Annotated in this window: 39 protein-coding genes, 1 tRNA gene and 1 pseudogene; 9 read left to right on the top strand and 32 right to left on the bottom strand. The window is 37.3% G+C overall.

All coding sequences use genetic code 11. The features are described 5' to 3' along the window. Positions 1-141 precede the first annotated feature (141 nt). The 30 genes from NST81_RS01865 to NST81_RS01720 all read right to left on the bottom strand — a co-directional run bounded on the left by NST81_RS01865 (position 142) and on the right by NST81_RS01720 (position 13,202). Positions 142-567 carry a LuxR C-terminal-related transcriptional regulator gene (locus tag NST81_RS01865; protein WP_341027950.1) on the bottom strand — a complete coding sequence of 142 codons (426 nt, stop codon included), beginning with the start codon at positions 565-567 and terminating at the stop codon, positions 142-144. A gap of 15 nt (positions 568-582) precedes the next feature. Next, positions 583-729 carry a hypothetical protein gene (locus tag NST81_RS01860; protein WP_341030514.1) on the bottom strand — a complete coding sequence of 49 codons (147 nt, stop codon included), beginning with the start codon at positions 727-729 and terminating at the stop codon, positions 583-585. 90 nt (positions 730-819) lie between these two features. Then, positions 820-1,125 (bottom strand): DNA repair protein RecO C-terminal domain-containing protein, encoded by a 306-nt coding sequence (locus NST81_RS01855; RefSeq protein ID WP_341027948.1) that lies wholly within the window; start codon positions 1,123-1,125, stop codon positions 820-822. Then, entirely contained in the window at positions 1,125-1,307 is a 183-nt protein-coding gene (locus NST81_RS01850) for a DUF3954 domain-containing protein (protein ID WP_429738851.1), read from the bottom strand. Before NST81_RS01850 ends, NST81_RS01855 begins: the two co-directional genes overlap by 1 nt. A gap of 77 nt (positions 1,308-1,384) precedes the next feature. Next, positions 1,385-1,651 carry a hypothetical protein gene (locus tag NST81_RS01845; RefSeq protein WP_341027945.1) on the bottom strand — a complete coding sequence of 89 codons (267 nt, stop codon included), beginning with the start codon at positions 1,649-1,651 and terminating at the stop codon, positions 1,385-1,387. A gap of 39 nt (positions 1,652-1,690) precedes the next feature. Then, on the bottom strand, positions 1,691-1,843 hold the full coding sequence (locus NST81_RS01840; RefSeq protein WP_157404840.1) for a hypothetical protein: 153 nt from the start codon (positions 1,841-1,843) through the stop codon (positions 1,691-1,693). 103 nt (positions 1,844-1,946) lie between these two features. After that, the gene (locus tag NST81_RS01835; RefSeq protein ID WP_341027941.1) at positions 1,947-2,297 is read right to left on the bottom strand and encodes a BC1872 family protein; all 351 of its coding nucleotides are present in this window, start codon (positions 2,295-2,297) and stop codon (positions 1,947-1,949) included. Further along, positions 2,294-2,698, bottom strand: coding sequence for a hypothetical protein (locus NST81_RS01830; protein ID WP_341027939.1), 405 nt, complete (start codon positions 2,696-2,698; stop codon positions 2,294-2,296). Before NST81_RS01830 ends, NST81_RS01835 begins: the two co-directional genes overlap by 4 nt. A gap of 19 nt (positions 2,699-2,717) precedes the next feature. Next, a complete protein-coding gene (locus NST81_RS01825; RefSeq protein ID WP_341027937.1) occupies positions 2,718-3,053 on the bottom strand; it encodes a hypothetical protein in 336 nt (111 codons plus the stop codon). 3 nt (positions 3,054-3,056) lie between these two features. Further along, the gene (locus NST81_RS01820; RefSeq protein WP_341027935.1) at positions 3,057-3,314 is read right to left on the bottom strand and encodes a hypothetical protein; all 258 of its coding nucleotides are present in this window, start codon (positions 3,312-3,314) and stop codon (positions 3,057-3,059) included. After that, positions 3,307-3,858, bottom strand: a complete 552-nt coding sequence (locus tag NST81_RS01815; RefSeq protein WP_341027933.1) for a hypothetical protein — start codon at positions 3,856-3,858, stop codon at positions 3,307-3,309. Before NST81_RS01815 ends, NST81_RS01820 begins: the two co-directional genes overlap by 8 nt. Next, complete coding sequence (locus NST81_RS01810) at positions 3,848-4,219, bottom strand: YopX family protein (protein WP_341027930.1); 372 nt, start codon at positions 4,217-4,219, stop codon at positions 3,848-3,850. Before NST81_RS01810 ends, NST81_RS01815 begins: the two co-directional genes overlap by 11 nt. Before the next feature lie 173 nt (positions 4,220-4,392). Continuing rightward, positions 4,393-4,815, bottom strand: a complete 423-nt coding sequence (locus NST81_RS01805; RefSeq protein WP_341027927.1) for a DUF1064 domain-containing protein — start codon at positions 4,813-4,815, stop codon at positions 4,393-4,395. Further along, positions 4,812-4,973 carry a hypothetical protein gene (locus NST81_RS01800; protein ID WP_341027924.1) on the bottom strand — a complete coding sequence of 54 codons (162 nt, stop codon included), beginning with the start codon at positions 4,971-4,973 and terminating at the stop codon, positions 4,812-4,814. Before NST81_RS01800 ends, NST81_RS01805 begins: the two co-directional genes overlap by 4 nt. Positions 4,974-4,989: 16 nt before the next feature. Then, positions 4,990-5,715, bottom strand: coding sequence for an HNH endonuclease (locus NST81_RS01795; RefSeq protein WP_341027923.1), 726 nt, complete (start codon positions 5,713-5,715; stop codon positions 4,990-4,992). Positions 5,716-5,718: 3 nt separating this feature from the next. Next, positions 5,719-6,342, bottom strand: a complete 624-nt coding sequence (locus NST81_RS01790; protein ID WP_341027921.1) for a dUTP diphosphatase — start codon at positions 6,340-6,342, stop codon at positions 5,719-5,721. A gap of 63 nt (positions 6,343-6,405) precedes the next feature. After that, entirely contained in the window at positions 6,406-6,621 is a 216-nt protein-coding gene (locus tag NST81_RS01785) for a hypothetical protein (protein ID WP_341027918.1), read from the bottom strand. A gap of 14 nt (positions 6,622-6,635) precedes the next feature. Continuing rightward, positions 6,636-6,806, bottom strand: coding sequence for a hypothetical protein (locus tag NST81_RS01780; protein ID WP_341027915.1), 171 nt, complete (start codon positions 6,804-6,806; stop codon positions 6,636-6,638). After that, a complete protein-coding gene (locus tag NST81_RS01775) occupies positions 6,807-7,298 on the bottom strand; it encodes a helix-turn-helix domain-containing protein (RefSeq protein WP_341027912.1) in 492 nt (163 codons plus the stop codon). After that, positions 7,288-7,482: a hypothetical protein gene (locus tag NST81_RS01770; RefSeq protein WP_341027910.1), complete on the bottom strand. Its 195-nt coding sequence runs from the start codon at positions 7,480-7,482 to the stop codon at positions 7,288-7,290. The genes NST81_RS01775 and NST81_RS01770 overlap by 11 nt, the downstream gene beginning before the upstream one ends. Then, the gene (locus tag NST81_RS01765; RefSeq protein WP_341027908.1) at positions 7,475-8,188 is read right to left on the bottom strand and encodes an ATP-binding protein; all 714 of its coding nucleotides are present in this window, start codon (positions 8,186-8,188) and stop codon (positions 7,475-7,477) included. The genes NST81_RS01770 and NST81_RS01765 overlap by 8 nt, the downstream gene beginning before the upstream one ends. Positions 8,189-8,237: 49 nt before the next feature. Further along, the gene (locus NST81_RS01760; RefSeq protein WP_341027906.1) at positions 8,238-9,182 is read right to left on the bottom strand and encodes a hypothetical protein; all 945 of its coding nucleotides are present in this window, start codon (positions 9,180-9,182) and stop codon (positions 8,238-8,240) included. Positions 9,183-9,204: 22 nt separating this feature from the next. Then, positions 9,205-10,053 carry a recombinase RecT gene (locus NST81_RS01755; protein ID WP_341027905.1) on the bottom strand — a complete coding sequence of 283 codons (849 nt, stop codon included), beginning with the start codon at positions 10,051-10,053 and terminating at the stop codon, positions 9,205-9,207. After that, a complete protein-coding gene (locus NST81_RS01750; RefSeq protein WP_445662365.1) occupies positions 10,053-10,997 on the bottom strand; it encodes a YqaJ viral recombinase family nuclease in 945 nt (314 codons plus the stop codon). The genes NST81_RS01755 and NST81_RS01750 overlap by 1 nt, the downstream gene beginning before the upstream one ends. Before the next feature lie 104 nt (positions 10,998-11,101). Beyond that, a complete protein-coding gene (locus tag NST81_RS01745) occupies positions 11,102-11,308 on the bottom strand; it encodes a hypothetical protein (RefSeq protein WP_341027900.1) in 207 nt (68 codons plus the stop codon). Between the two features lie 204 nt (positions 11,309-11,512). After that, on the bottom strand, positions 11,513-11,650 hold the full coding sequence (locus NST81_RS01740; protein WP_341027897.1) for a hypothetical protein: 138 nt from the start codon (positions 11,648-11,650) through the stop codon (positions 11,513-11,515). A gap of 12 nt (positions 11,651-11,662) precedes the next feature. Further along, positions 11,663-11,929, bottom strand: a complete 267-nt coding sequence (locus NST81_RS01735) for a hypothetical protein (protein ID WP_341027895.1) — start codon at positions 11,927-11,929, stop codon at positions 11,663-11,665. Beyond that, positions 11,926-12,444: a helix-turn-helix transcriptional regulator gene (locus NST81_RS01730; protein ID WP_341027894.1), complete on the bottom strand. Its 519-nt coding sequence runs from the start codon at positions 12,442-12,444 to the stop codon at positions 11,926-11,928. Before NST81_RS01730 ends, NST81_RS01735 begins: the two co-directional genes overlap by 4 nt. A gap of 61 nt (positions 12,445-12,505) precedes the next feature. After that, positions 12,506-12,781 carry a helix-turn-helix domain-containing protein gene (locus NST81_RS01725; protein WP_341027892.1) on the bottom strand — a complete coding sequence of 92 codons (276 nt, stop codon included), beginning with the start codon at positions 12,779-12,781 and terminating at the stop codon, positions 12,506-12,508. Positions 12,782-12,959: 178 nt separating this feature from the next. Then, complete coding sequence (locus NST81_RS01720; RefSeq protein ID WP_328203763.1) at positions 12,960-13,202, bottom strand: helix-turn-helix transcriptional regulator; 243 nt, start codon at positions 13,200-13,202, stop codon at positions 12,960-12,962. A gap of 153 nt (positions 13,203-13,355) precedes the next feature. On the opposite strand from NST81_RS01720, the gene NST81_RS01715 reads away from it, so the two are divergent. The 8 genes and pseudogenes from NST81_RS01715 to NST81_RS01680 all read left to right on the top strand — a co-directional run bounded on the left by NST81_RS01715 (position 13,356) and on the right by NST81_RS01680 (position 19,305). Continuing rightward, a complete protein-coding gene (locus NST81_RS01715) occupies positions 13,356-13,793 on the top strand; it encodes a helix-turn-helix domain-containing protein (RefSeq protein ID WP_328203765.1) in 438 nt (145 codons plus the stop codon). An 18-nt stretch (positions 13,794-13,811) separates the two neighbouring features. Next, on the top strand, positions 13,812-14,228 hold the full coding sequence (locus tag NST81_RS01710) for an ImmA/IrrE family metallo-endopeptidase (RefSeq protein ID WP_328203767.1): 417 nt from the start codon (positions 13,812-13,814) through the stop codon (positions 14,226-14,228). A gap of 68 nt (positions 14,229-14,296) precedes the next feature. Then, on the top strand, positions 14,297-15,292 hold the full coding sequence (locus NST81_RS01705; RefSeq protein ID WP_328203770.1) for a hypothetical protein: 996 nt from the start codon (positions 14,297-14,299) through the stop codon (positions 15,290-15,292). A 101-nt stretch (positions 15,293-15,393) separates the two neighbouring features. Continuing rightward, positions 15,394-15,663 (top strand): annotated as a pseudogene (locus tag NST81_RS01700) (excalibur calcium-binding domain-containing protein). Between the two features lie 189 nt (positions 15,664-15,852). After that, on the top strand, positions 15,853-16,398 hold the full coding sequence (locus tag NST81_RS01695) for an ATP-binding protein (RefSeq protein ID WP_328203773.1): 546 nt from the start codon (positions 15,853-15,855) through the stop codon (positions 16,396-16,398). 12 nt (positions 16,399-16,410) lie between these two features. Beyond that, positions 16,411-17,490, top strand: a complete 1,080-nt coding sequence (locus NST81_RS01690; protein WP_341027888.1) for a GNAT family N-acetyltransferase — start codon at positions 16,411-16,413, stop codon at positions 17,488-17,490. After that, positions 17,453-17,827: an ASCH domain-containing protein gene (locus NST81_RS01685; protein WP_328203778.1), complete on the top strand. Its 375-nt coding sequence runs from the start codon at positions 17,453-17,455 to the stop codon at positions 17,825-17,827. The genes NST81_RS01690 and NST81_RS01685 overlap by 38 nt, the downstream gene beginning before the upstream one ends. Before the next feature lie 341 nt (positions 17,828-18,168). Next, on the top strand, positions 18,169-19,305 hold the full coding sequence (locus NST81_RS01680) for a site-specific integrase (RefSeq protein WP_341027886.1): 1,137 nt from the start codon (positions 18,169-18,171) through the stop codon (positions 19,303-19,305). Positions 19,306-19,407: 102 nt separating this feature from the next. Here the strand turns inward: NST81_RS01680 and NST81_RS01675 are convergent. Continuing rightward, positions 19,408-19,480: transfer RNA gene (locus NST81_RS01675), tRNA-Thr, on the bottom strand. 325 nt (positions 19,481-19,805) lie between these two features. Between NST81_RS01675 and NST81_RS01670 the strand changes: the two genes are divergently transcribed. Then, positions 19,806-20,414: a transglutaminase-like domain-containing protein gene (locus NST81_RS01670; RefSeq protein ID WP_048622508.1), complete on the top strand. Its 609-nt coding sequence runs from the start codon at positions 19,806-19,808 to the stop codon at positions 20,412-20,414. A gap of 121 nt (positions 20,415-20,535) precedes the next feature. On the opposite strand, the gene NST81_RS01665 is transcribed toward NST81_RS01670, so the two are convergent. After that, positions 20,536-21,525 (bottom strand): NADPH:quinone oxidoreductase family protein, encoded by a 990-nt coding sequence (locus NST81_RS01665; RefSeq protein WP_341027884.1) that lies wholly within the window; start codon positions 21,523-21,525, stop codon positions 20,536-20,538. Between the last annotated feature and the right edge of the window lie 124 nt (positions 21,526-21,649).

Below are 21,649 nucleotides of genomic sequence, written 5' to 3'. Positions count from 1 at the left end.
GTTCGACAAATTATAACAAAAACACCACCGAAAGGTGGTGCTTCAATCAATTATAGATGGCTTGCCAACCAGGGAGGTTTCCGCCTCCCCGTCCTGCCTTCCATGATATTCGACAGCAACAACATTTGTAAAATTATTATATTATCCTGCAATTCTTGCACTTTCTGCATTCTCCAACATCTTATCAATTATGCTTTCACGGATTTTATAAATAGTTCTCTCTGAAAAGCCCATATGTCTTGAAATGGCAATCATACTCATACCATCAAGCAAACACTCCAGAACAGCCTTTTCGCGTTCATTAGTAATACAATCCATATGCTCCTGTACGAACATAACCTTCTTCTCAAGCTTCTCGATCCACCTTGACTTCTTCTCTCTGCGAATGACTTCCCGGAAGATGGGATCTCCATTTTGTCCTTTTCCTTTTGGTAAAGATGACTCAATACCATATTGTGCAGTGAAATTGCCATTAACTTCATCGGATAACATTTTCCGCTGCCGTTGAATTTCATTAATCATCCAGTGATAATCACGTAAGATGCTCGCAATCTCTTTTTTGTTCATACCAATCACCCCAAACTAATATTTTCGTCTGATTGCCCCTCTACGGCGCTCATATACAGGTCGATTCATCCCCATAAGCTCTTCTATCTCCCGCCTTGTAAAATGCTCTGATTTGCCCTTTCTCGCCTTCATACGGCGGTCTTTTTTCGATGTTTTAGTCATGCTCTCAACTCCTTTTCTGCAAACAAAAAAGGACACCAAACGAACGCAATTTTGCGTTGGTTTAGTGCCCTCGGTTCTTCCGTAAGGCTTTTATATTCTTGATTTCATCGGTTTGATATTATTTTCTTTTAACTGACCTTCAAGTTCTTTAATTCGTTTTCTTAGATTTTGAATTTGAAGCTTGTAATCATTCATCAGAACTCCAAACGGACCATATTGATACCTTGGAAGGTCAATCATACCAGCATCTATTTTCTGACCTAACCGAATACCGCAAGCTTCACTACAACATAAATAATCATGCCCCCAACGACTAGAACCCCTTGTAGCGCTATTAGGCTTGCCACAGTTAGGACAATCATCTAGTTCTAGTCCGTGAAGATACTCTCTATTCACTAAATCCGCACCCTTTCACTCTTTATCACATCAAGCACTTTTCCATCTTTCCAAACCGCTGTATATTCTCCAAAGCCCGTTTGAGGGGCTTCAATTTTTGTGATTTGACCGTCTTTGACGACATACATGGAGTTCTCCATGAGATTGACTTCCGCTGTCATTGTTTCTGGATTTACTTTCACCAGGACCCCTCCCATGTGATAAAATGAGATTGGGGAAGCTGGGAGAGATCCTGGCGTTTTTGTACATTAACAGTTCGTCAGACCAATGCAGGATCAATCAATAAAACCGAACTTTCCTCACTTTGAAAATCATCAAGAATTTCTGAAATAGGAATTTCTTTTCCGTCTTCTGATAACCCTCTGCTATACTTTGCAAGAGCGTAATCGCGCTCAACCTCTTTCATTTCTAAGTGCAACGTACCATCATCATCTGCAACAAACTTTACATATGTTTTCATAGCATCCTCTTTATTCTCATCCTTAACTAGTGCGTAATATGGATAATATGTTTCAAAATATTTCATTGTTTAACAACTCCTTTTTTAAAATGTTCCTGGCGTTTTTTATTCAATTAATAGAATTTCTTTTATTCGATAATGTGCTGTTTCTGGATTCAATCGAATTTTTTCTTCTGCATCCGTTGTACTGTCTGCATTTATTTCTGTATGAAAAATCCCTCTCATGGGTGGAACTTCATACACAACTAAAAACTTCATTCTCCCTCCACTTCCTCGTGTTCAACGTAATACCCGCAACAGATCTTGATCACCGGTTTAAAGTCCCAAACTTCCCACCCGCAGTCGGGGCAGTAGGATATAATCATTCAATGTTCACCCCTACCGATTTCAGCGCCACCAAACAAATGGCAAGTTCAGCAGTTCCAGCATAGGCTTCATAATTATCACCAAAAGGTTGTCTATCTATTTCAGCTAGATATTTCATATCTGTAGGAGGATCGCCAGCTTGTGGTATTACTGCAATTTTCAATTTTTCCACCACTTGCCAAGCGTCCCTAATGTCTGTAGATGGCTCGAAATCTGTAACGGAACGAATGAATTCAAACTTTCCATTTTCATTAGCTTCGTACCACTCCAAGCCCGATCTTCCTTTAGAAACCTTCCACCCCATCACTTTCTCCGCAACCAGACGATCAATCTCTCTAAGGTTCATTCCGTTCCCTCCAATGCTTGTTGAACTTGTTCATATATAACTGTTAGCAGACTAGTCATTTCTCCAAGTGCAATTTCTTCTTGTGTGTAATCTGTTTCTATGTCGTTTTTAATTCCTTTCAACGCCTTCTCATACCGTTTGATCTTTTCATTCGTTTGCTGCAGTTGTTCTTTTAATGCTCCTATTTGTATTGTTCTTTTTGCTGATTCAACATTCCAATCTGTTTTTAAACGTTCTATCTCCCGCTGTTTCTGTTCAACTATCCCAATTAATTTATCCAAATCCTCAATTGGTACTTTGATGACACCATTTTCAAAAATATCTTTTTCATTGGTTAGAGAATGACATTTTTCCCTTAGTTCATTTAAAAATTGAAAGATATCTTGTTTTTTATCGCTCATTCCGATCCCTCCCGTTTCCTCATACTTCTTCATAAGAATGAATGTGGACGTCCATCGATGTCCCACACTCAAAACACTCAAAACGCTCTGATTGTTCCAGTTCATAATCCTTTAAATTCGCACCGCATCGAGGACAGAAATTAATACATTTGCGATCCCATCTCTCTTTTGTCGCAATCGGAACAACAACAAACGGCTCGAATTTGATCGCTTTATCTATGCCACCTAAAACATCTGCGATCGCTGTTTGTTTTGCTTCTTCCATCGTCATTTCATTTGCTGTTTCTGCAGTAATCGTGATCCCCTTCTTTTGGGCGATAATGCGATAAATGAATTTTTCTTCTGAATGTGCCATCAATTAACTCTCCCTCCCGAAAAAATCAAGGAAATGCCTCCGAATCTCCCAAGCTCGTTTTTCGCCGATTCCCGGGATCTCTTCAAGGCTTCCGAGCCACTTCATTACCTGTTCAATGTCTTGTTCCCTTTGCTCCCGAGCCCCAGTAGAAAAGCCTTTATTCCAAGCCTGCATGACCTGTTCCGACACTTTTCCGTTTTGTCGAGCAGGAAAAGCGATTGTTTCCCTGCCGCGTTTTATTTTCCTGAGTGCTTTACCCATTTGAACCACCTAACAATTCCGGATTTTCGTAAATTCTATTTCTGATTGTTGACCAATCTACATTGAAGTGATTTGCTATTTTGTTCACACTCCACCCTTTGTCAAGAAGTATTCTTAGTTCATCCAAAGGAATATTTCTACGCTTTTTAAATTTCATTCCTTTTCTCTTTCTATTTGCGTTAGAAATTTTATTTTTATGAGATTCAGTAAGTTTTTTACCTTTATTGTGTAAACTTTGATGATCTGACACATATCGTATTTCAAGATTTTCTCGCAAGGCATTTAGTTTGTTTTCATCCTTATGATGAACATATTCTTCTGACCTTAACTTCCTTTGTTCCCAATACATCATCAGTAATCTATGGACGTGAATTTTTTCTTTGTGTATACTCACTGCTGGATACTGCCCATGTAGGTAGATTGTTTTTAATCTTGTAACTGGTTTATTTGTGTACCAAAGAATTGCTTTTTCTAAATCAGAATAATCTACAATGCAATTACATTTGTTTATGAACTCAATTGGTTTCTGGACTCTAACTATCACGCAATAAATCACCGTCCTGAAAAATATTGCCGATGACTTCGTAAGTTGCTGAAATACTACCTAAAGGAATAGACGTATGCCGTTTCATATCACTCACAAAAAATCCGTTTCTAATATATTTAACTGTGCCAATATCAGAGTCATAACGCCATGTAACCTTAACAATATCCCCCTCATAAATCTCCCGGCCGTTCTTGTCTTTGAGGCCTGTGTATTGCACTAATTCAAATTCAGGGTCATTGAACATCCGATAATCTTTGCCTACGATTGCTATTTGATCTTTTTCATAATCAATAAATTCATCCCAATAGATCATGAAATTAGCCTTTTTATTCCAAGCACGAAACTTAATTTCTTTCATAGTTTATTTCACCCTCTCACCTTCGGAATCACTTCTCCGCCCAACTTCCGGCAATCGAACCCAACACGACTCGAACATCTTTTGTAATGAGAACAGAAAGTACGGCAAGCATACTCTCTATCCTCTTTCACCATCCAGTGCGGGCGTTGATCTATGATTAAGACGTTTTGCATTTAACTACCCACCTTCTGTTTCTTTGCTTCCTTCCGCAATTTCTTGAGCTTGTCCAGCTCAATCCAACCACCATACTTTTTGACATATGTGACAAGAGATAGTTTGTGAGGATACTTCTTCTCAAACAGCTTTCTCTTAAGCCGGAATGCTTCTGTTTCGTATCCTTTCACGTCCACGACTTCAATAGAACCGTCCAAGTGATGAACCTCAAAGTCTGCGACATATTCAATCTTCCGAAATGTTCTACCATTCTTTTTGAACGCTTCTTGCAGTAAATAACGTGGTTGAAGCCGGAAGAATAAGATCTGATTATGCTCTTGCAACCATTTCAATTGCTCGTAGTAACGTGCTTCAATTTTGCTATCAAATACATGTCCATCGATTTCAACTTTTTTAGATTTATACTTTGTTGCACTACTCAAAACAATCGCCCTTCCTTCGTCCAGTTGTCATACATTCGTTGCAATTCATCGTCGGTTTGATTTTCAAAGAATGATCTGCTGTATTTGCCGGAATCCATTGTTGCAAAATAAAGAAATTCTATAATATCTTCACGTTCCTGTTTGGTCATTAGTCCCATTTAACCTACCTTTCGCTCATTGTGCATACTTCCACACATAGCCTCCTGCGGTTTTTACCCTTCCAGAAACACAATGTTTTATCGTAGAAATCCCGTTTATACGTTCTGCCTCCCGTATGCCATCATAAACCGCTAGCACTTTCATAGTTTTTGGATCAATTTTGCACACTCTTTTTTTGCGAGATTGAAATTTTGTTTTTAATTTTTCTTTTTTCTTTTTAATGGTTTCGGCATTATATTCATCCTTGAAAACCCACGAATATCCACCGGCAAAATTTCTTTGATTCGAACAAACTTTATAAATCGTCCCATCATCTATACGCATCTCTTTACTTGCCAAAGTGATACTTGGGAACTCTCTCAAAACTTCAAATGTATCTTTATCTAACATATAAACAGGTCTAATTCCATTGCCTAACACGTAACAAGAATGCAATGCATTTTCACTTTGTGTGACAATTTCTAAGTTGGACACATTGTTATTTGCCTTATTTCCGTCAATATGATTAACAGTCATCCCATTGCAAATTTCTCCAATAAAAGCTTCAGCGACCAATCTATGAACAAATACTTGTTTCATCTTCCCGTTTTTTAGCAAGTTAATTCTTATATAGCCTTTGCGATTCATAAATGTTTTTAAGATTTTAGGTTTATTCGGATCTTTTAACGACATAACACGACCTTTATTGCTAACCATGTATTCACCTTCGTAACCAATAACATCTCTCCATAATTCCTTCATTTTTTAATACACCCCTGAATCCTGTCTCCGATGATTTTTCGCGTTCTTTTTCATGTACGCTTCTTCGATTTGGTCCCATGTGAAGCCGAGCATTTTGCCTAGAATATAAAATTCTTCAAATAAATTAATCCAATCGATAGGATGTACTAGTTTATTAACATTTTCGAAAACTAATAAAAATTGCTGAGTAATATCCGTTTCATCTGATGTTAATTCATCCCATTTAGTTTCCGTTCCGTAAATTACTGGTATGTTCAATTCCAACCCAATGCTCAAAATGAAATGCAGGCCGTCCGCATATTCTTCAATTAAAGCATTTTTGTATCCATAAACACCTGATCCATCACACCTTTTACAAGGCCAAGGTTCTCCACCTTCAAAAACTTCATCATGGTTCATGTAACCTTTACCGTAACAATACGGACAATCAATCGGTATTTCTGTCCTCGGCTCTTGGTCATTACTCCAATATTTGAAAAATCTAGCTTCATTCGCTAATTCCCCTAATTCCACTTGCAAAGCGAGAATCTTCTTCGCCAGCCGATCCTCGCCAGGTTGACGTGGATGCTCTTTTTCGATATGAGCGTCCAATTTACGCTGCATTTCAAACAGTTTTGCTAGATTCATATTTTCGCCTCCTTGTTAACTCCTCAAACCATTGCCGGTCATAATGATCTAACGCCATATCAATCAACACGGATAAATCTTCTGGATGAATGTCACTTGGGAGTGGCTCCATTTGACTAACATCATAAATGCCGGACCGCTGCTAATCCTCTGGACTTCCCCGTACGCTACTCTCAAAACTTTCGTAATTTGGACCGTTTCATCCCACACATACTCAACAAACCCGACCAAGTAGTATCCCCAAAGCTTCACCTTCACCCAATCCCCTACTTGGACCATGATTCACCATCCCCTTATTCGGATTTGATTTTGGCCATCGTGAGCAGATGCCGAACTTCAAAGTAATCCAAATCCTGAACTGGCCGGCCACCTTCTTCTGTGATTCCCAGAGCTATAAGCTGCTGGATCATGTGTTGTCGTTTTAGCTCCTGTGATACTTCAACCGTTTTATAGAGAACACCCATTTAACTCACGTCCTTTCGTTTTTTATTTTTTCTACGTGCTGGTTGAGTCAACGCTCTTTCAATCGGCCATCCAGCACGGATGCGATGAAGAACTGTATTGGCCGTCAGCCCATGTTTCTGAATTATTTCTTTTTGCTCTTTAGTAAGTTTCATCTTTATTTCAAAAGCTTTATATTGCGGTAAGAATCTTTTTATAAATAGGGATAATGATGGCCGAGACATCCCCAATTCTTCCGCGATGGCTTCTTGTTTCCATCCTTTGTTGTACAATTCGATAAATTTTTTCTTCATTTTTTCGATTTCATCAGGAAAATATTTTTTTCGCGTGTCCCATTTATTGCTCCTTACACCGAACAACCCGTTTTTCCGCTTCCAGGCTGTCAAAGTTTCTTCTGAACAGTCATATAAACGGGCGATTTGGATGTCATGTAGCTTGGTCCGTTTATATCTCAAATAAATCTCTGGCGTTAGTTCGTCTAATTTATGAGACATCAGCTATCCCCCTTTCCGACATACTCAATTTTTCTTCCGCAGCCGCAATCCGTTCCCTAATCAGTTTGTGATACTCCTGAAACTCTTTTTCCGACATCGGCCCGCAGTTCGGGCAAGTTTGAATCACGTATCCAAATCCAGTGTCGTCAATCACTCTTCGAGATCCGTTACAAAGGTCACACATTTTCTTTCACCTTCTTTAAAAATTGCCGTTTCCGATAATCCGTTCCGTTCATGATGATCGGTTCAGAGTTCATCATCATTCGGGAGAAGATTCGCTGCATGTCTTTTGTTATTTCGAATTCAACAGACGCCAAATTCGTTGTAAAAACGCTATGTTTTCCAGCACGTTGATCAATAATCTCGAACAATTTTTGTACAGGCCATCCTGACGTTTCGCCTTCTGCGCCAATATCGTCAAACACCACCAAGTCTGCTTCTGCAATGGCATTGATGATTTTTTCTTCTCCAATCTCGCTGTTCTTGTTGTATGTAGACCTTATTTTTGTAAGCAGCTTAGGAGTTGAAATGAAAATGGTTGTAAATCCTTTTTCTTGTAAGGCTTTTGCTATCGAAACAGATAGATGGCTTTTCCCAGTTCCGAATGATCCTTGAAATAATAGGTTTTTAGGTTTATGAATATCGAATTCTATGACATAATTTTTTGCTTTCTCATAAGCTTCTCTGAATTCTCCCGGTATGAAATTTTCGAAGCTTGCTTCCCTCAACGACGGATTGATCAAACTGTTTTCGTCAAAGATGCGTTTCAGGCTGGCTTTTTTAGCTTCTTTAAGTTCACGTTTCACATCCGATATGAGTTCGCAGTCACAGCCATGTTTTCTCCTGATCAATTTCCCTTTTTGAGGACCGAAAGGAATCGTTGCTTCCATCACCCAGACTTCCTTCCGACATCCCAAACAACAATATTTCGTCAGAATTTTAGAATCCATAGTCGTATTGAGAATGTTCTTCACCTGCTGCACGCTCTAATGCACCGCCTTTATTTTTCAATTTGATAAGCCCGCGCCGTGCCTCATGCTCTTTTGTGTTCCTTAGAATTCCCAGTGTGTAAGTCTCTTTTTTGTCATCATGTTGCTCAATGTGTTTCCACAGAGCATAATGTATTTGGTTAATAGAGTATTTTTGGATCTTCTCCATGAATTTCACTAAGATGTTGGCTGATATAGTGCATGTCTGCCTTGTAAGCCGAATACAATCGAAATAGGCAACTAGAATTTTCTTTGATATTCCAACAGGTAAAGCGTTGGTTCGCAAAGCGAAATCAACAAAGATTTCAATATCTTCTGTAGACCTCAAATTTTTGTTTTTTACAGGAGCTTCGACGATATATTCTTTTAATGTTTTATTGATGTTATTAATGCTGTTTATATATGCTGTTATAGTTTTGTAATCTTGTTTGTTAATTGGTTTGTTATCCCGTTTGTTAATCTCACTTTTCAAAGCTTCTTCACTCCTTGTGTCACAAGGGATTGCGGAATCTTCCTGTTTGTTATCTTGTTTGTTAATATGTTTGTTATCCTGTTTGTTAATTTTCTTGCTATAGCTACCTAAATTTTGGTATTCGTCATAATTTAAAACAGTGATTAAGAGCCCTTTATTTTGTTTGTTTTGCTTAAATGGTTCTGCCTGAATGTAATTTGAATCAGTTAATCTTTTAATGGATCCCCTTATGACTCCATAGCTCCATCCAGTTTCTTCTGAAAGCTTTAGAATTGAAACAATTAGTTGTCCTCTCTCGCAATTATTACTAGGTTGATAATTGGCAAGCTCCATAAAATGTTGATAAAGCATTTTGTCGATCAGTTTTTTGAAGCGTAATCGGGGCAGAATTACAAACCCCGACGCTTGTATTTGTTTTTCCACCCCGACCACTCCCTTTTAACGATTACTCAAGAATGATGTCCTCCAACGATTCTTGCTTAGGTTCTTGTTTGGATTCTGGTTCTTTTTCTTGCGGATCTTCCGGATCTGAAGGTTCATAATCAATGATTTCTGAGGTTTCTTCTACTTCTTCGGTTATATCTTTCCGTTCTGGTTCTTTTTCGTCTTCAATAACCGCAGTTTGCATTTCGACGGAAAGAATTCCCCATTTGCTTAGCATGTTCCGTAAGACTGTTTTCTTCGCCATTGCATCCCAATCGTTTTTCCAACCAAAGTCAGATTTGCTGAATTTTTTCTTGTGTTTTTCGATTTCCTCTTTTGTCCAGTAGACCGTCTTTTCAAAACCGTTAATCAATTTAAAATATCCGCAATAACCAATTACTTTATCGCTTGTCGCTCCATCTAAATCCAATTCGATTTCTTCTGTGAGTCTGTTCCAACTTTTTAACTCACCTTCACGAATTTCAATGACATTGATTGCTTTATATTGGCCTGATCTAAGCGCTAGTTGAATATATCCTTTATAACCCAATTGAAATTGTGCTCTGCCACTATATGGAACAATCCAGGCATATCCAAGATTTTTGTCTATTGGAAGATCGAGGGATGCTGCCACCATTGCACTTGATACTATTGAAACGGGGTCAGCTTTTTGAAGAGCTTTTTCGCTGTTATACAAATTCAAAAGTGATGTCATAAACTGCGGCGCTTTTTTATCTAAAACTTGCTCAAACTTCTTTTTCATAGTTGGTGTGTTAAGCAATGATTTAAGACCTAAAGACTGTGCCGAAACTTGTTTTGTTGAGTCTTGCTTATTAGCCAATTGATTTTTTAAAGCAGCATTTGTAGCCATTACGCTTCAATCTCCTTTACTGCGAATTTTCGAAAATGAGTTTCTTTTAAAACCTGCTTATAGATATCAGGGAACTTCTCTTTTAGCGCTTTTGAATCAACAGTTGTCCTCGTTTGATTCTTCCAAGTAACCAAGAAGCTATCGACCAACCCTTTTTCAGCATCTTTCAATTCAGCTTTGATCTTGTTTTCGATCTCGGTTTTCGCTTTTTTAAGGAGCTTTTCATCTTCTTTGATCTTTTCATATTGCTCCAGATAGTCTTTAAATTCGGAAGGAAGAACAATTTCCTTATCCTTTTCAGCACGTTCATATTTTTCTTTGAGATATTGTTCTGCTGCACTGGATCCATCCATAGCCGGAGGAACACCAGTGAGAACGTGATTTTCCCAAAAGTCTTTTTCAGCTTCGAAAATCATATTGATCAATTCATCGTCTCGCTCGATTTCTTTCCACACGAAACGATTTCCGCCTATTAAAACTGCAATGTAGCCTTTTTTCTTGCCCGTTACTCCTAAGTAGTGCTGCACTTGAGCCAGATACGTAGCAGGAATTTCGTCGCCTTCCCATTCTTTTGCAAGATAAGCGCTAGCAGTCTTGCACTCTAGTACAGCTGATTCACCAACTACCAAACGATCCACATTAGCTCTTATAAACGGATATTTTGGATGACTGTACATGAAGTTTGATCGACGCACTTTTTTATCTGCCCGCTTCTCAAACTCTTTCGCAACGACATCTTCCATCTGATTGCCCCAATAGATCGCTTCGCTATCAATCTCTTGCGGAATAACTTGTCCCGTTTTTTCAAGCCACAATTCAAATGCTGTGCGGTATTTATTTAGACCTAGAATTACGCCGGCATCACTGCCGCCGATTCCTTTTGTGCGTTCCATCAGCCATTCTGTACGGGTCATATCTCGTGTTGGAACGGCATTCATGTTCATAGCCATTTTCATGCCTCCCCTTGATTCAGTTTTCGAAGTACGGTACACTAAAAGGGAATCTCATATTCCCGAGCCTAATTTCGCCCGTGTTGCCGCACGGGCTTTTATTCTGCTTGCTTTTTGATTAGCAAGTAGGCACATTCCCAATCATCATGAATTAGCCCATCTGGATGTTCTAAGAATTCTTCATCTTCTTTAATTGCTTCCCCACAACCTTCACATATACCAATGGTCTTGATCACTGTCGGTTTAAATGGGTAGCCAGTCCGTAGCGTGCGTGTAATATCAGGATGTTCAATGCCGTAAATCATAATTTTTCACCTCATTTCATTGTGTTTTGGATGGTTGATACCATCGACATGACCAGGAATGCGGAGGGGAGAAAATGTAGGGGGATGGTAACATTCCTGATCATGTCGACAGGCATCAGCCTGTCTTGAAAAAAATTCGTGTTTGAGGCATAATATATTTAACGTTGATTCTGATGGGTTTAGCAGTGAGCTTATGCTTGCTGCTTATTTTTTTGCAAATAACCGTTTTTTCGCTTCCAGTTCTAACGCCATTAGTAAGGTTGGGTTCTCCCTGGTTTGTTGGCAAAGTTCACGAACTTCCGCCGCTGTCATCAATCGACTTGCCGTAAAGACAAAATTCATACTTTCCACCCCTTAAATAATTCGTGCAACCTTATCAATGTTTACGCCTTGATTGTTCAGCTCCTTAACCAATGCCTTCATTCGATCGTATTGCTCTTTTTTGGCTTTCAATCTTTTTAGTTCGCAAAGGGATCGTTGGAAATCTATCATCCTAGCTTCGGCCAATTCGAAATCGTCGTTAGCTAATGCAATTTCTGCTTTATAGAGACAAGACCAACAGCATTTATAGTGTTTTATAGCGATAGGCAAGTCCTTTTCAAGAAAATCTGAATGGTTCATCGACTGTACCTCCTTGCTTTTATTGTCGATCTCCATTGTTTGAAAATACTTAGCATTGAAAAACCGTATGTTTTACACATGATGGCAACTAAATTCAGTGTCGAAGCTACAACATCCAGCAATTCTAAACAGCATTGCTTCATTTTTTCTTTTTCGCTCTCATTGAGTGCTTCAGCCGGCTTAATCCAGCAGGCTTCACGAACATGATCCATAGCCTCTGCTGCTTCCTTTTTTACTAGAAACACTAGGGACGCTGGATGCTGATCAATGTAATCTCCATTAAAATAAGGAATACTTACTTCACCAGCTGCATCACGCCATGTGAGAAAATAGTATTCAACGTCATCAACTGCTTTTGCGATCGGAGCTCGTAAATCATCCGGCAGTTTACGTTTACCAGTTTCATATTTGGCGATACTCGCACGGCTGACTGGAAGATCCCAAGACAGTTGCTCTTGAGAAAGACCTTGCCGTTTTCGAGCTTTGGCCAATTCCTCTCCGATTTTTACCTTCACCTTAGATTCCCCCTTTTGTCTCAAAAACCGAATTAACTTGTTCCGATATTTGAGTTATCTTTTAACTAACGGTAGAAGATTTTTTCTCAATCCATTGCATTAAAGCCGTGTAAGGAATTCGAACTTTGCGGCCATCCCGGATCGCCGGGAAATCTGAATGTCGGGCCAATTCATAAACTGATGATTTTCCCATTTTTAAAATTTTGGCCGCCTCGTCCACTTTGAGAAGTTTCGCCTGTTCTTGTACTCCGTAGCTTTGAAGGAGTTTTCTAATTTCTTCCAAGTGACGTTCGTTTTCTTCACGGATGATTTTGCGAATAGTGTCTTCAAAGGACATTTGATTACCTCCTTGACTTGATCTCCCTCCACCAACCGCATACAGCGTCGAGTCGTCGCGGTGACCGTATCATCATGTATTATGGCGCGGCTCCCCTTTCGGATCGTGGCCAGCTCCCGCTCCTCGGCGCTCTATGCGGCTGTGGAGAGGAAAACTTTAGTTTTCCGGTGTCCGAAGTTTAGCTGACTTCTTTTGATTTAGATTCCAGCTCAAAATGTTTCGTTTCGTTACAATCATGATCAAAAAAAATTGTCCAATTAAACCCAATTGCTTTTCCGATCTTTTTTGCAACATAAACACTTGGAGTTCTACTCCCCAATTCAATCATGGTGTAGTATGATCGTTCGATTTTTGCTTTTTTAGCAACTTCATATTGAGTTAGCCCTTTTTGGAGGCGCATCTCTTTGAGCCATGATCTCATTCGTACCACCTCCTTTGTAACGTTTCGTTACACTCATTATAGTATCATATTGTTACACAGTCAATAGAAAATCGCAAAAAAAGTTTCTTTTTGTTACGTTTATTTTAAAGTAACTATTTGTTACGTTAAAATAATTGAAAAGAGGTGATACCTTTGTTAGCTGAAAGGCTTATAAAACTTAGGAAACAGAAAAAAAGAACGCAGCAAGATATGGCTGATTATTTAGGTATAACCAGGCCGGCATATACGGCATATGAGCGTGGAACAAGACAACCAGATTATGATACGCTAGAAAAATTAGCTGACTACTTCGAAGTATCTACTGATTATCTGCTTGGTAGAACTAATATTCCAAATATAATTCCAGATAATCTGCCCCCATTGACAGAGAAGGACGAGAAAGACATCGCCAAACGTATGGCTAAAATTAAAGAAGATCTTAAAAAGGCTGATGGTTTGAACTTTGCTGGAGAACCAATGAGTGAAGAAGCGATCGAATCATTATTAGAAGCGATCGAATATGCAGAGCGAACCACTGTCAGGGTAAACAAAAAATACACCCCGAAAAAATATAGAAAAGATAATGAATGATTTTTGGGGGTGCTCTAATTGGATTGGATCGAAAGAATTGTAAATAAGTTAGTAAAATCTTGTAAAACCAACGATCCTTATGAAATAGCTGCTCAAAAAAATATCAATGTCATTCAATGGAATTTGCACCATGAGATTATGGGGTTTTACAAATACATTAGAAGAAATAAATTTATTTTTATAAATTCCAATTTGAATGAGGATATTAAAAGATTTGTTTGCGCCCATGAATTAGGTCACTCTCAATTACATCATCGAGTGAATACGCCATTTTTAAAACAGTCTACTTATTTTTCAGTTGATAAAATTGAAGTTGAGGCGAATTTTTTCGCCGTACGCCTTTTATTATCTGACGAAGATTTAAAAAATTACGAAACTAAATATCAAGTTTTAAGAGAACATGGAATTCCACTAGAAATGGAAAGGTTTTTATAATTTTTTACACAAATAATAGTTTTTTTGTCATGGTTCTATAGACTAACGTTTAATAAGGTGGGATAACGATGGGCGTGTTTGGTTCTATAATTTTTTTAATTGGTGGATTAATGTCGGTTATTGGACTTTTATTACTAATTCCCAATAAAACAAGATCGGTAGGAAAAAAGATTACAATTACTTTTGTCATCGTTTGTGCATTAGGATATTTAATAGGTTTTTTTGGAAACGCAGACAATTCAAGTACTGGCGCTAAGACTAAAAGCGATCCAATTCTCGATGTCAAAACAAAAAGTAATGCATCTATTACCGCAAATGATCTAAAAAAAGTAAAATTAGGAGATTCTTATAAGCATGTCGAGAAAACACTTGGTAATCCCAAAAAAGTAGATAAGCAAGGATATATGTGGGAATATGGAGGGAAAAATGCTTTATCACCTGACTCATACGCTGTTATTAAATTCGATGAAGGTAATTATGTTGAATCAATTGAACAATCAGGAATTATAGAAAAAGATACTACTAGAATCGACAAAGATGGAGTAAATAACTTTGACCATCCTGAAAAATCTACTGGTATTTATAAATCTGATGGTAAAGATAATGATATTAAAACGACCAATAAAGATTATGCTGATTATGTTCGGTTCGATATTGAAGATGCCATAGGAGATAAAGTGGATTGGAACGGTAAAAAGAAAAACACTGTTCGAGAAGTCGAAGTGAACGACAATATGGGAAAGCAAGATGGTAGTAAGTTGATTCTTGTTCGTTTGAATGCTCCAGTGGAAATGACTAATAAATTCACCAAAGAAAAAGTGAACGAACAAACATTGGAGATCGCTAAAGCCATCAAAAATGATCCAACCGTTGATTTTAAAATTGACAGCATTACATATTTTTGGTATCTGCCATTAACAGATCAATACGGAAACACCAAGGCTGACACTGCTTATAAAATTAGCTTAGAAAAAAGCACCTTAGATAAGATCAATTTTAAACATTTAGAAAATGTCGATTTACCAGCTATTGCTGATCAATATAATGTTTTGTATAACGAATAAGCCCTCTCGGGGGCTTTGCTCTTAAAAGCAAAAAAATTAAATGTTTTTGATAACCTTCATGGTTCTCATATAAAATTCATTTTTCAAAAGGAGGAATAACGATGAAAAAATTATTTGGAATCTTAGCTTCTGGTTGTTTGATTTTAGGATTTTCTGTTTATTCTAATCATAATGCTGAGGCAGCCGTAAAAGCCAAAAGGTTCAAAAACTGCACAGAACTGAATTAAGTATACAATGGTGGAGTTGCCCGCTCTGCAAAAGTAAAAAACAAAGGTGGGAAAACACATTATAAACCATATATTTCACAAATTTTATATGATGCAAACAGAAAATTAGATCGTGATCGCGATTTTATCGCTTGTGAAAGATAAATTTCATAACTAATGAATACTTAATGTTTGGAATTATAAGTAAACTAAAACAAAAAACAAATGGAACAATTATTTAATTATGGACATCCGAAACCTAAGGGTGACCCTTTATCTTTATATGCATATTAGTATTAAGAAAAGACACCAATTATTGATTTCTTTTTTATTAGAAATAAGGGGAGATCTTTTTTGAGAAAAATTATATTTGTCGGCGGAATACACGGCGTAGGCAAAAGTTATTTTTGTAATCAGTTAAAACAAAAATACAGTATACAACATTTTTCTTGTAGCTCTTTAATCTCAGAATTCAAAAAATCACAGTTCAAGAAAAAGGAGGTAAAAGATGTTCAAACTAATCAAAGTATTCTAATTAATGCTTTGTCTTCTATCACTTTCAACGATAATCCATTTCTATTAGATGGGCATTTTTGCTTATTAACACCTGAACAAGAAGTAACGCAAATTCCATTAAATACCTTTTTAGCTATTTCACCACAAACCATTATTGTTTTAAAAGACGATCCCGAAAAAATCTATTCACGGCTTATTCAAAGAGATAGAGTAAAATATGACATCTTATTGCTTCAAAAGATGCAAAATATTGAGTTGAATTACTCCAAATTTGTTAGTCAAAAATTATCTGTACCTTATTTTGTATATGATGTAAGTAATCCTGATAAATCAATAAATGATTATATTGATAATTTGTTTGTTAGACAAAAAACAGAACAATAGAAGGGGGATAAGATGACAATGGGTAAAAGCGATTTCTTTAAATATGATTATTTCAAAAACATTAATCTATCGGATCCGTTCTTCGAATCATTAAAGAAAGATTACCAAGAATTTGAAGATTGGTTCTTAAAAAAATCAGATGACAAAGCTTATTACTATGAAGACGAAAATGGAATTCAAGCATTTCTATACTTAAAAATAGAGGATGAAGCTTTGACAGACATATCACCTTCCCTGCCAAAAAACAAACGTATTAAAATTGGTACACTAAAAATTAATTCTCACGGAACAAGATTAGGAGAACGATTTATTAAAAAGGCTCTAGATTACGCTGTTGTAAATAATATAAAAGAATTATATGTAACTGTTTTTGAAAAACATAAATCTCTCATAGAATTACTAAAAAAGTACGGATTTGAACATGTTGCTTGGAAAACAACTAATAACGGCACAGAGTCAGTAATGTTAAAAAATCTAAACAAGTTCACTGGTAATATTTTTAAAGATTATCCATTAGTATCGTTGGATAATACCACTCCTTATTTACTCAGTATCTATCCTGAATATCATACAAGGCTCTTCCCTGATTCGATTTTGCATAATGAATCCGGCTATGATTTGATAAAAGATATTTCACATACCAATAGTATAGAGAAAGTTTATATTTGTTGGATGGACGGTGTATTAGATATAAAACCAGGTGATCCAATTGTCATCTATAGAACCACAGATATACCCAATCGTGCAGAATACAGATCAGTCGCAACTTCAATATGCGTTTTAAAAGAATTGAAAACCAAAAATGATTTTAATTCTCTAGATGATTTTCTAAAGTACTGTTCGAAATACAGTGTTTTTAACCAAAAAGAATTAACACATTTTTTCAATAAACATAAGCTGTATGTGTTAAAAATGACTTATAATTTGGCATTAAATAAAAGATTAATTCGCAAAGATTTGATTGAACAATGTGGAATTGACAGAGAGGCATATTGGGGTATAATGAGGCTTACAGAACAACAGTTCGTAAGGATTATTAAATTAGGTGGTGTCAATGAAAGTTTTATTATCAATCAAACCAGAGTTCGTTGAGAAGATTTTTAGTGGAGAAAAAAAATATGAATATCGCAAAAGTATCTTCAAAAAAACAGATATCGATACCATCGTTATCTATAGTACAAAACCAGTTGGAAAAATTGTTGGTGAAATTAAGATTGACTGTATATTAGATGAGTCAATTGAAGACTTATGGAACAAAACTCATCAAGATTCTGGAATAAGCTACGAATTTTTTAAATCTTATTTTCAAAAAAAAGAAAGAGGCTACGCTATTAAAATTCGTGAAACAAAGAAATACGAAAAACCGCTTTCACCAGTAGAAATATTTTCAAACTTCCATCCGCCGCAGTCGTTTTGTTACATAGAGTAATTTTTTACGGACTTATCCCAAAATATAATTGCTTTTGGGGTTAGTCCTTCCCCTCGACATAAACACATGTTCCCACAAAAATATTAACGAAAAAAATTAGGGAGCAAAATAAAAAACTTTCTGCATATACTAAGTGGATAGATTATCGGAACGATAATCATTGCCTTCGTTCTCGGTTTTACAGCCTTGAAGTTCTTTTCATAATTTGCCCTATAGATAAGGGCTTTTCTTTAGGTGATAAAATCGAACATATGTTCTAGATAGGAACATTTTGTCACTTTTCAAACATCGTATTGTTCCAGTTTTTAACCGTAATGTAATCATGAAAGGAAGTGCAAAAAATGAAGGGACATATACGAAAACGAGGAAATAAGTACGCTATTGTTGTCGATTTGGGCCGTGATCATAATGGCAAACGAAAACAGAAATGGTTTTCTGGGTATGATCGAAAGAAGGATGCCGAAAAAGACCTTCCAAGGATTTTAAATGAAATAAATCAGGGGACTTTTATTGAACCATCTAATGAAACATTTAAAACTTATCTTGAAAAGTGGATCCGTAACAAAAAAACACAAATAAAGCCAACCACCCTGGACAATTATACGCGAATGCTACAAAATCACATTATCCCAGCTTTGGGCCATATTAAATTAGAAAAGCTAAATCGGCTTCATCTGAAAGAATTTTATAGCATGTTAGAAGAAGAAAAAGAGTTGGCTCCATCCTCCATAAAGAAGATTCATGCTATTGTGCGCTCCGCTTTGAGTGATGCAGTCGAGGACGGATTAATCATGAAAAATGTAGCTTCAGGAATTAAAACGCCGCGCATTGGTCCCAGCAAGATAAAAGTTTGGGACGAAAAACAATTGATGACATTTTTAAATAGCATTAAAGAAGATCCGCTTTACATTGCATTTCATTTGCCGGCAATGACTGGAATGAGGCGCGGTGAGGTACTGGGATTGCGGTGGCAAGATATCGATTTTGATCAAAAAATCTTACGAGTAATGCAAACTATTACTACAGAAGGATTTTCGGATGCTAAAACACAAACAAGCGATAAACGAACAATTGATTTAGATGACGTAACGATTATGGAACTAAAGAAACGAAAAAAAATAGTTGCTCAAGATAAACTGAAAGCCGGCCCTGCATATGAGGATAACGACTTGGTTGTTTGCACCCCACTTGGGAAACCTATTTATCCAAGGAATTACAATCGAAAATGGTATAACTTTCTTGAGAAGGTAGACGTACCTAAAATAAGGGTTCATGATTTACGACACACCCACGCAACTTTAATGCTGCTTCAAGGGATTCCAGTAAAAGTCGTTTCAGAACGTCTTGGGCATGCCAGTATAGAAATAACACTTAATATTTATGGCCATTTGCTTCCATCCATTCAAAAAGAAGCTATCAAGTTATTCAGTAAAAATCTCTTTGAAAATGAGAAAAAAGAGAACAAAAATTCGCTTTAGCATACTAAAGGTTTGCAATTTGTTTGCAATTCCTTTTATCCCAATAAAATAATGCGGTTCCTCTTAACAGAGAAACCGCATTATATCAACATTTGTTGGCTATGCTGGTGACAGGACTCGAACCTGCGACCCCTTCATTACGAGTGAAGTGCACTACCAGCTGTGCTACACCAGCATGATATTGAAATTTCCGCTTTTCGCAACGGCCAATATATAATTTACCTCTATTTACTCCAAAATTCAAGTAGAAATTGCAGATTTCCATGATTTTTTTGTTTTGGCACGCATTCACTGCTGATAGGCTTTATCTCTTTTGCTATCGAAGCGGCGTTTTCTCCCTCTAATCCGTGAAAAAGACCTCGTATATCCACCTGCGATTCCCGGACACGAAAAACTCAACGTGGTGCTAGTTACCCTTCCTAAATTAATTTCATCATTGTATTTTTGATCGAATGTTCTAATAATTATGTAAAATTAAATTTGATAAGGGGGAACTAAAAATGGAGTTAATTCCCGAGTCAGCTAATTTAGTGGACTATCTAGTAGAATTAGATGTTGTCAATTTTTCTCACCCTCTCATTCAGAAAAAAAGGAACGAACTGTTTTATGAAGGGCAGTCAGAAATTGAAAAAACTAAAATAGCATTTGAATTTGTAAGAGATGAGATTTCGCACTCGTGGGATATACAAAGCACAAGAGTTACGTGTAAAGCGTCTGAGGTGCTTAGATATAAAGAAGGAATTTGTTACGCCAAAGCGAATTTATTAGCAGCTTTATTAAGATCGCAACGAATACCAACAGGTTTTTGTTATCAACGGCTTATGATATTTGATACTCCTGACAAGGGTTATTCCCTTCATGCATTGAATGGTGTTTTTCTTCGTTCATTCAATCGGTGGATTCGTCTAGATGCTCGTGGAAACAAACCAGGAGTGCAAGCAGAATTTTCTATCGATCAAGAAATCTTAGCATTTCCAATCCAAGAAAAGTATGACGAAAAAGATTTCCCCATCATCTATACGAAACCTATCCAAAAAACCATTGCCGTTTTAGAAAAACACACCAATGCGTTAAACATGTATCAACATTATTTGCCTGAAAACTTATAAAATCTCCAATGCTTATTCATTCATAAGAAAAAGGCAAGCAAACATATTATGCATGATAATATGTGCCTACCTTTTTTTGAAAGATTTTTAGATTTTAGGTCTTAAAAAATTTTTCCAACGATTATAACTTTACAATCGTTCTTCCGCGCATTTCGCCTCTTAAGATTTTAGCCAATACATCCGGCAATTCATCGAGCGTAACTTCATGGCTGATCGAATCCAGTAGATGATCCGGTTTCCACTCATCAGCCAACTTCTCCCAGAGATGCAATCTAGTCTCCATTGGGCAGAAGACCGAATCAATGCCAAGCAAGTTTACCCCACGCAAAATGAATGGAAATACGGTAGATTGAAAGTTGGTTCCACCCGTCATTCCGCTTAAAGCAACAGAACCTCCGTATCGAATCGACGCTAATATGTACGGCAAATATTGTCCTCCGACCGGATCGACAGCGGCAGCCCACTGTTGCTTCAACAAGGCGCGTTTTTCAGGCATGACAAATTCTTCTGGAGAAACAAAATCGCTTGCACCCAACTGCTTTAAGTAGTCATGCTCCGCTTTTTTGCGAGTACTTGCCGTTACTTCATAACCAAGTCGGCTCAGTATGGAAATGGCATGGCTTCCAACTCCTCCAGTCGCTCCAGCCACCAATACCCGTCCTTGGCTTGGAGAAAGATGATTTTTCTCTAGTCGATGGACGGAAAGAGCAGCCGTAAAACCAGCCGTGCCTATTGCCATCGCTTCCTTCATGGAAAGACCTTTCGGCAACGGAACAACCCAATCAGCGGGAACACGAGCCACTTCGCTGTATCCGCCAAAATGGGCCACACCTAAGTCATAACCCGTAATTAACACTTCGTCTCCTTCTTTGAAACGATCATTTTTGGATTCAATAACTTTCCCCGCCAGATCGATCCCCGGAACCATAGGATATTTTCTAACCACTGTGCTGTTGTTTATCGATGCCAACCCATCCTTATAGTTCACGCTGGAATAATAAACTTTTATCGTAACATCGCCTTCTGGAAGATCCTCTTTTGTCAGCTCTTTTATCTTTAGTGAAAAAGCCTCCTCCTGTTTGTCCGCCACTAAGGCACGAAATTTCTCCATGTCGAATCCCCCTTTATTCTAAATTTCCATATCAGAATATAATTCTCCTTTTGCGTTGCTAATTCCTTCTTTTTCGCGATATTTCATTTCGAAAAAGCACTGCTTTTGACGATGCCGTTCATGA

The sequence above is a fragment of the Bacillus sp. FSL W8-0223 genome (assembly GCF_038006805.1).
In the GTDB taxonomy this organism is placed as follows: Bacteria; Bacillota; Bacilli; order Bacillales; family DSM-4216; genus Bacillus_O; species Bacillus_O smithii.
The sequence above is the reverse complement of the archived record's forward strand: the minus strand, read 5'-3'. Positions and strand labels throughout refer to the sequence as shown.

Excerpts from the sequence above, each read along its gene's own strand:
- NST81_RS01865 (WP_341027950.1), bottom strand. The coding sequence starts at position 567 with ATGAACAAAAAAGAGATTGCGAGCATCTTACGTGATTATCACTGGATG.
- NST81_RS01860 (WP_341030514.1), bottom strand. The coding sequence starts at position 729 with ATGACTAAAACATCGAAAAAAGACCGCCGTATGAAGGCGAGAAAGGGC.
- NST81_RS01845 (WP_341027945.1), bottom strand. The coding sequence starts at position 1,651 with ATGAAATATTTTGAAACATATTATCCATATTACGCACTAGTTAAGGAT.
- NST81_RS01840 (WP_157404840.1), bottom strand. The coding sequence starts at position 1,843 with ATGAAGTTTTTAGTTGTGTATGAAGTTCCACCCATGAGAGGGATTTTT.
- NST81_RS01835 (WP_341027941.1), bottom strand. The coding sequence starts at position 2,297 with ATGAACCTTAGAGAGATTGATCGTCTGGTTGCGGAGAAAGTGATGGGG.
- NST81_RS01830 (WP_341027939.1), bottom strand. The coding sequence starts at position 2,698 with ATGAGCGATAAAAAACAAGATATCTTTCAATTTTTAAATGAACTAAGG.
- NST81_RS01825 (WP_341027937.1), bottom strand. The coding sequence starts at position 3,053 with ATGGCACATTCAGAAGAAAAATTCATTTATCGCATTATCGCCCAAAAG.
- NST81_RS01820 (WP_341027935.1), bottom strand. The coding sequence starts at position 3,314 with ATGGGTAAAGCACTCAGGAAAATAAAACGCGGCAGGGAAACAATCGCT.
- NST81_RS01810 (WP_341027930.1), bottom strand. The coding sequence starts at position 4,219 with ATGAAAGAAATTAAGTTTCGTGCTTGGAATAAAAAGGCTAATTTCATG.
- NST81_RS01800 (WP_341027924.1), bottom strand. The coding sequence starts at position 4,973 with ATGGGACTAATGACCAAACAGGAACGTGAAGATATTATAGAATTTCTT.
- NST81_RS01795 (WP_341027923.1), bottom strand. The coding sequence starts at position 5,715 with ATGAAGGAATTATGGAGAGATGTTATTGGTTACGAAGGTGAATACATG.
- NST81_RS01790 (WP_341027921.1), bottom strand. The coding sequence starts at position 6,342 with ATGAATCTAGCAAAACTGTTTGAAATGCAGCGTAAATTGGACGCTCAT.
- NST81_RS01785 (WP_341027918.1), bottom strand. The coding sequence starts at position 6,621 with ATGGTCCAAGTAGGGGATTGGGTGAAGGTGAAGCTTTGGGGATACTAC.
- NST81_RS01780 (WP_341027915.1), bottom strand. The coding sequence starts at position 6,806 with ATGGGTGTTCTCTATAAAACGGTTGAAGTATCACAGGAGCTAAAACGA.
- NST81_RS01775 (WP_341027912.1), bottom strand. The coding sequence starts at position 7,298 with ATGTCTCATAAATTAGACGAACTAACGCCAGAGATTTATTTGAGATAT.
- NST81_RS01770 (WP_341027910.1), bottom strand. The coding sequence starts at position 7,482 with ATGTGTGACCTTTGTAACGGATCTCGAAGAGTGATTGACGACACTGGA.
- NST81_RS01765 (WP_341027908.1), bottom strand. The coding sequence starts at position 8,188 with ATGGAAGCAACGATTCCTTTCGGTCCTCAAAAAGGGAAATTGATCAGG.
- NST81_RS01755 (WP_341027905.1), bottom strand. The coding sequence starts at position 10,053 with ATGGCTACAAATGCTGCTTTAAAAAATCAATTGGCTAATAAGCAAGAC.
- NST81_RS01750 (WP_445662365.1), bottom strand. The coding sequence starts at position 10,997 with ATGAACATGAATGCCGTTCCAACACGAGATATGACCCGTACAGAATGG.
- NST81_RS01745 (WP_341027900.1), bottom strand. The coding sequence starts at position 11,308 with ATGATTTACGGCATTGAACATCCTGATATTACACGCACGCTACGGACT.
- NST81_RS01740 (WP_341027897.1), bottom strand. The coding sequence starts at position 11,650 with ATGAATTTTGTCTTTACGGCAAGTCGATTGATGACAGCGGCGGAAGTT.
- NST81_RS01735 (WP_341027895.1), bottom strand. The coding sequence starts at position 11,929 with ATGAACCATTCAGATTTTCTTGAAAAGGACTTGCCTATCGCTATAAAA.
- NST81_RS01725 (WP_341027892.1), bottom strand. The coding sequence starts at position 12,781 with ATGTCCTTTGAAGACACTATTCGCAAAATCATCCGTGAAGAAAACGAA.
- NST81_RS01720 (WP_328203763.1), bottom strand. The coding sequence starts at position 13,202 with ATGAGATCATGGCTCAAAGAGATGCGCCTCCAAAAAGGGCTAACTCAA.
- NST81_RS01705 (WP_328203770.1), top strand. The coding sequence starts at position 14,297 with ATGGGCGTGTTTGGTTCTATAATTTTTTTAATTGGTGGATTAATGTCG.
- NST81_RS01690 (WP_341027888.1), top strand. The coding sequence starts at position 16,411 with ATGACAATGGGTAAAAGCGATTTCTTTAAATATGATTATTTCAAAAAC.
- NST81_RS01685 (WP_328203778.1), top strand. The coding sequence starts at position 17,453 with ATGAAAGTTTTATTATCAATCAAACCAGAGTTCGTTGAGAAGATTTTT.
- NST81_RS01680 (WP_341027886.1), top strand. The coding sequence starts at position 18,169 with ATGAAGGGACATATACGAAAACGAGGAAATAAGTACGCTATTGTTGTC.
- NST81_RS01670 (WP_048622508.1), top strand. The coding sequence starts at position 19,806 with ATGGAGTTAATTCCCGAGTCAGCTAATTTAGTGGACTATCTAGTAGAA.
- NST81_RS01665 (WP_341027884.1), bottom strand. The coding sequence starts at position 21,525 with ATGGAGAAATTTCGTGCCTTAGTGGCGGACAAACAGGAGGAGGCTTTT.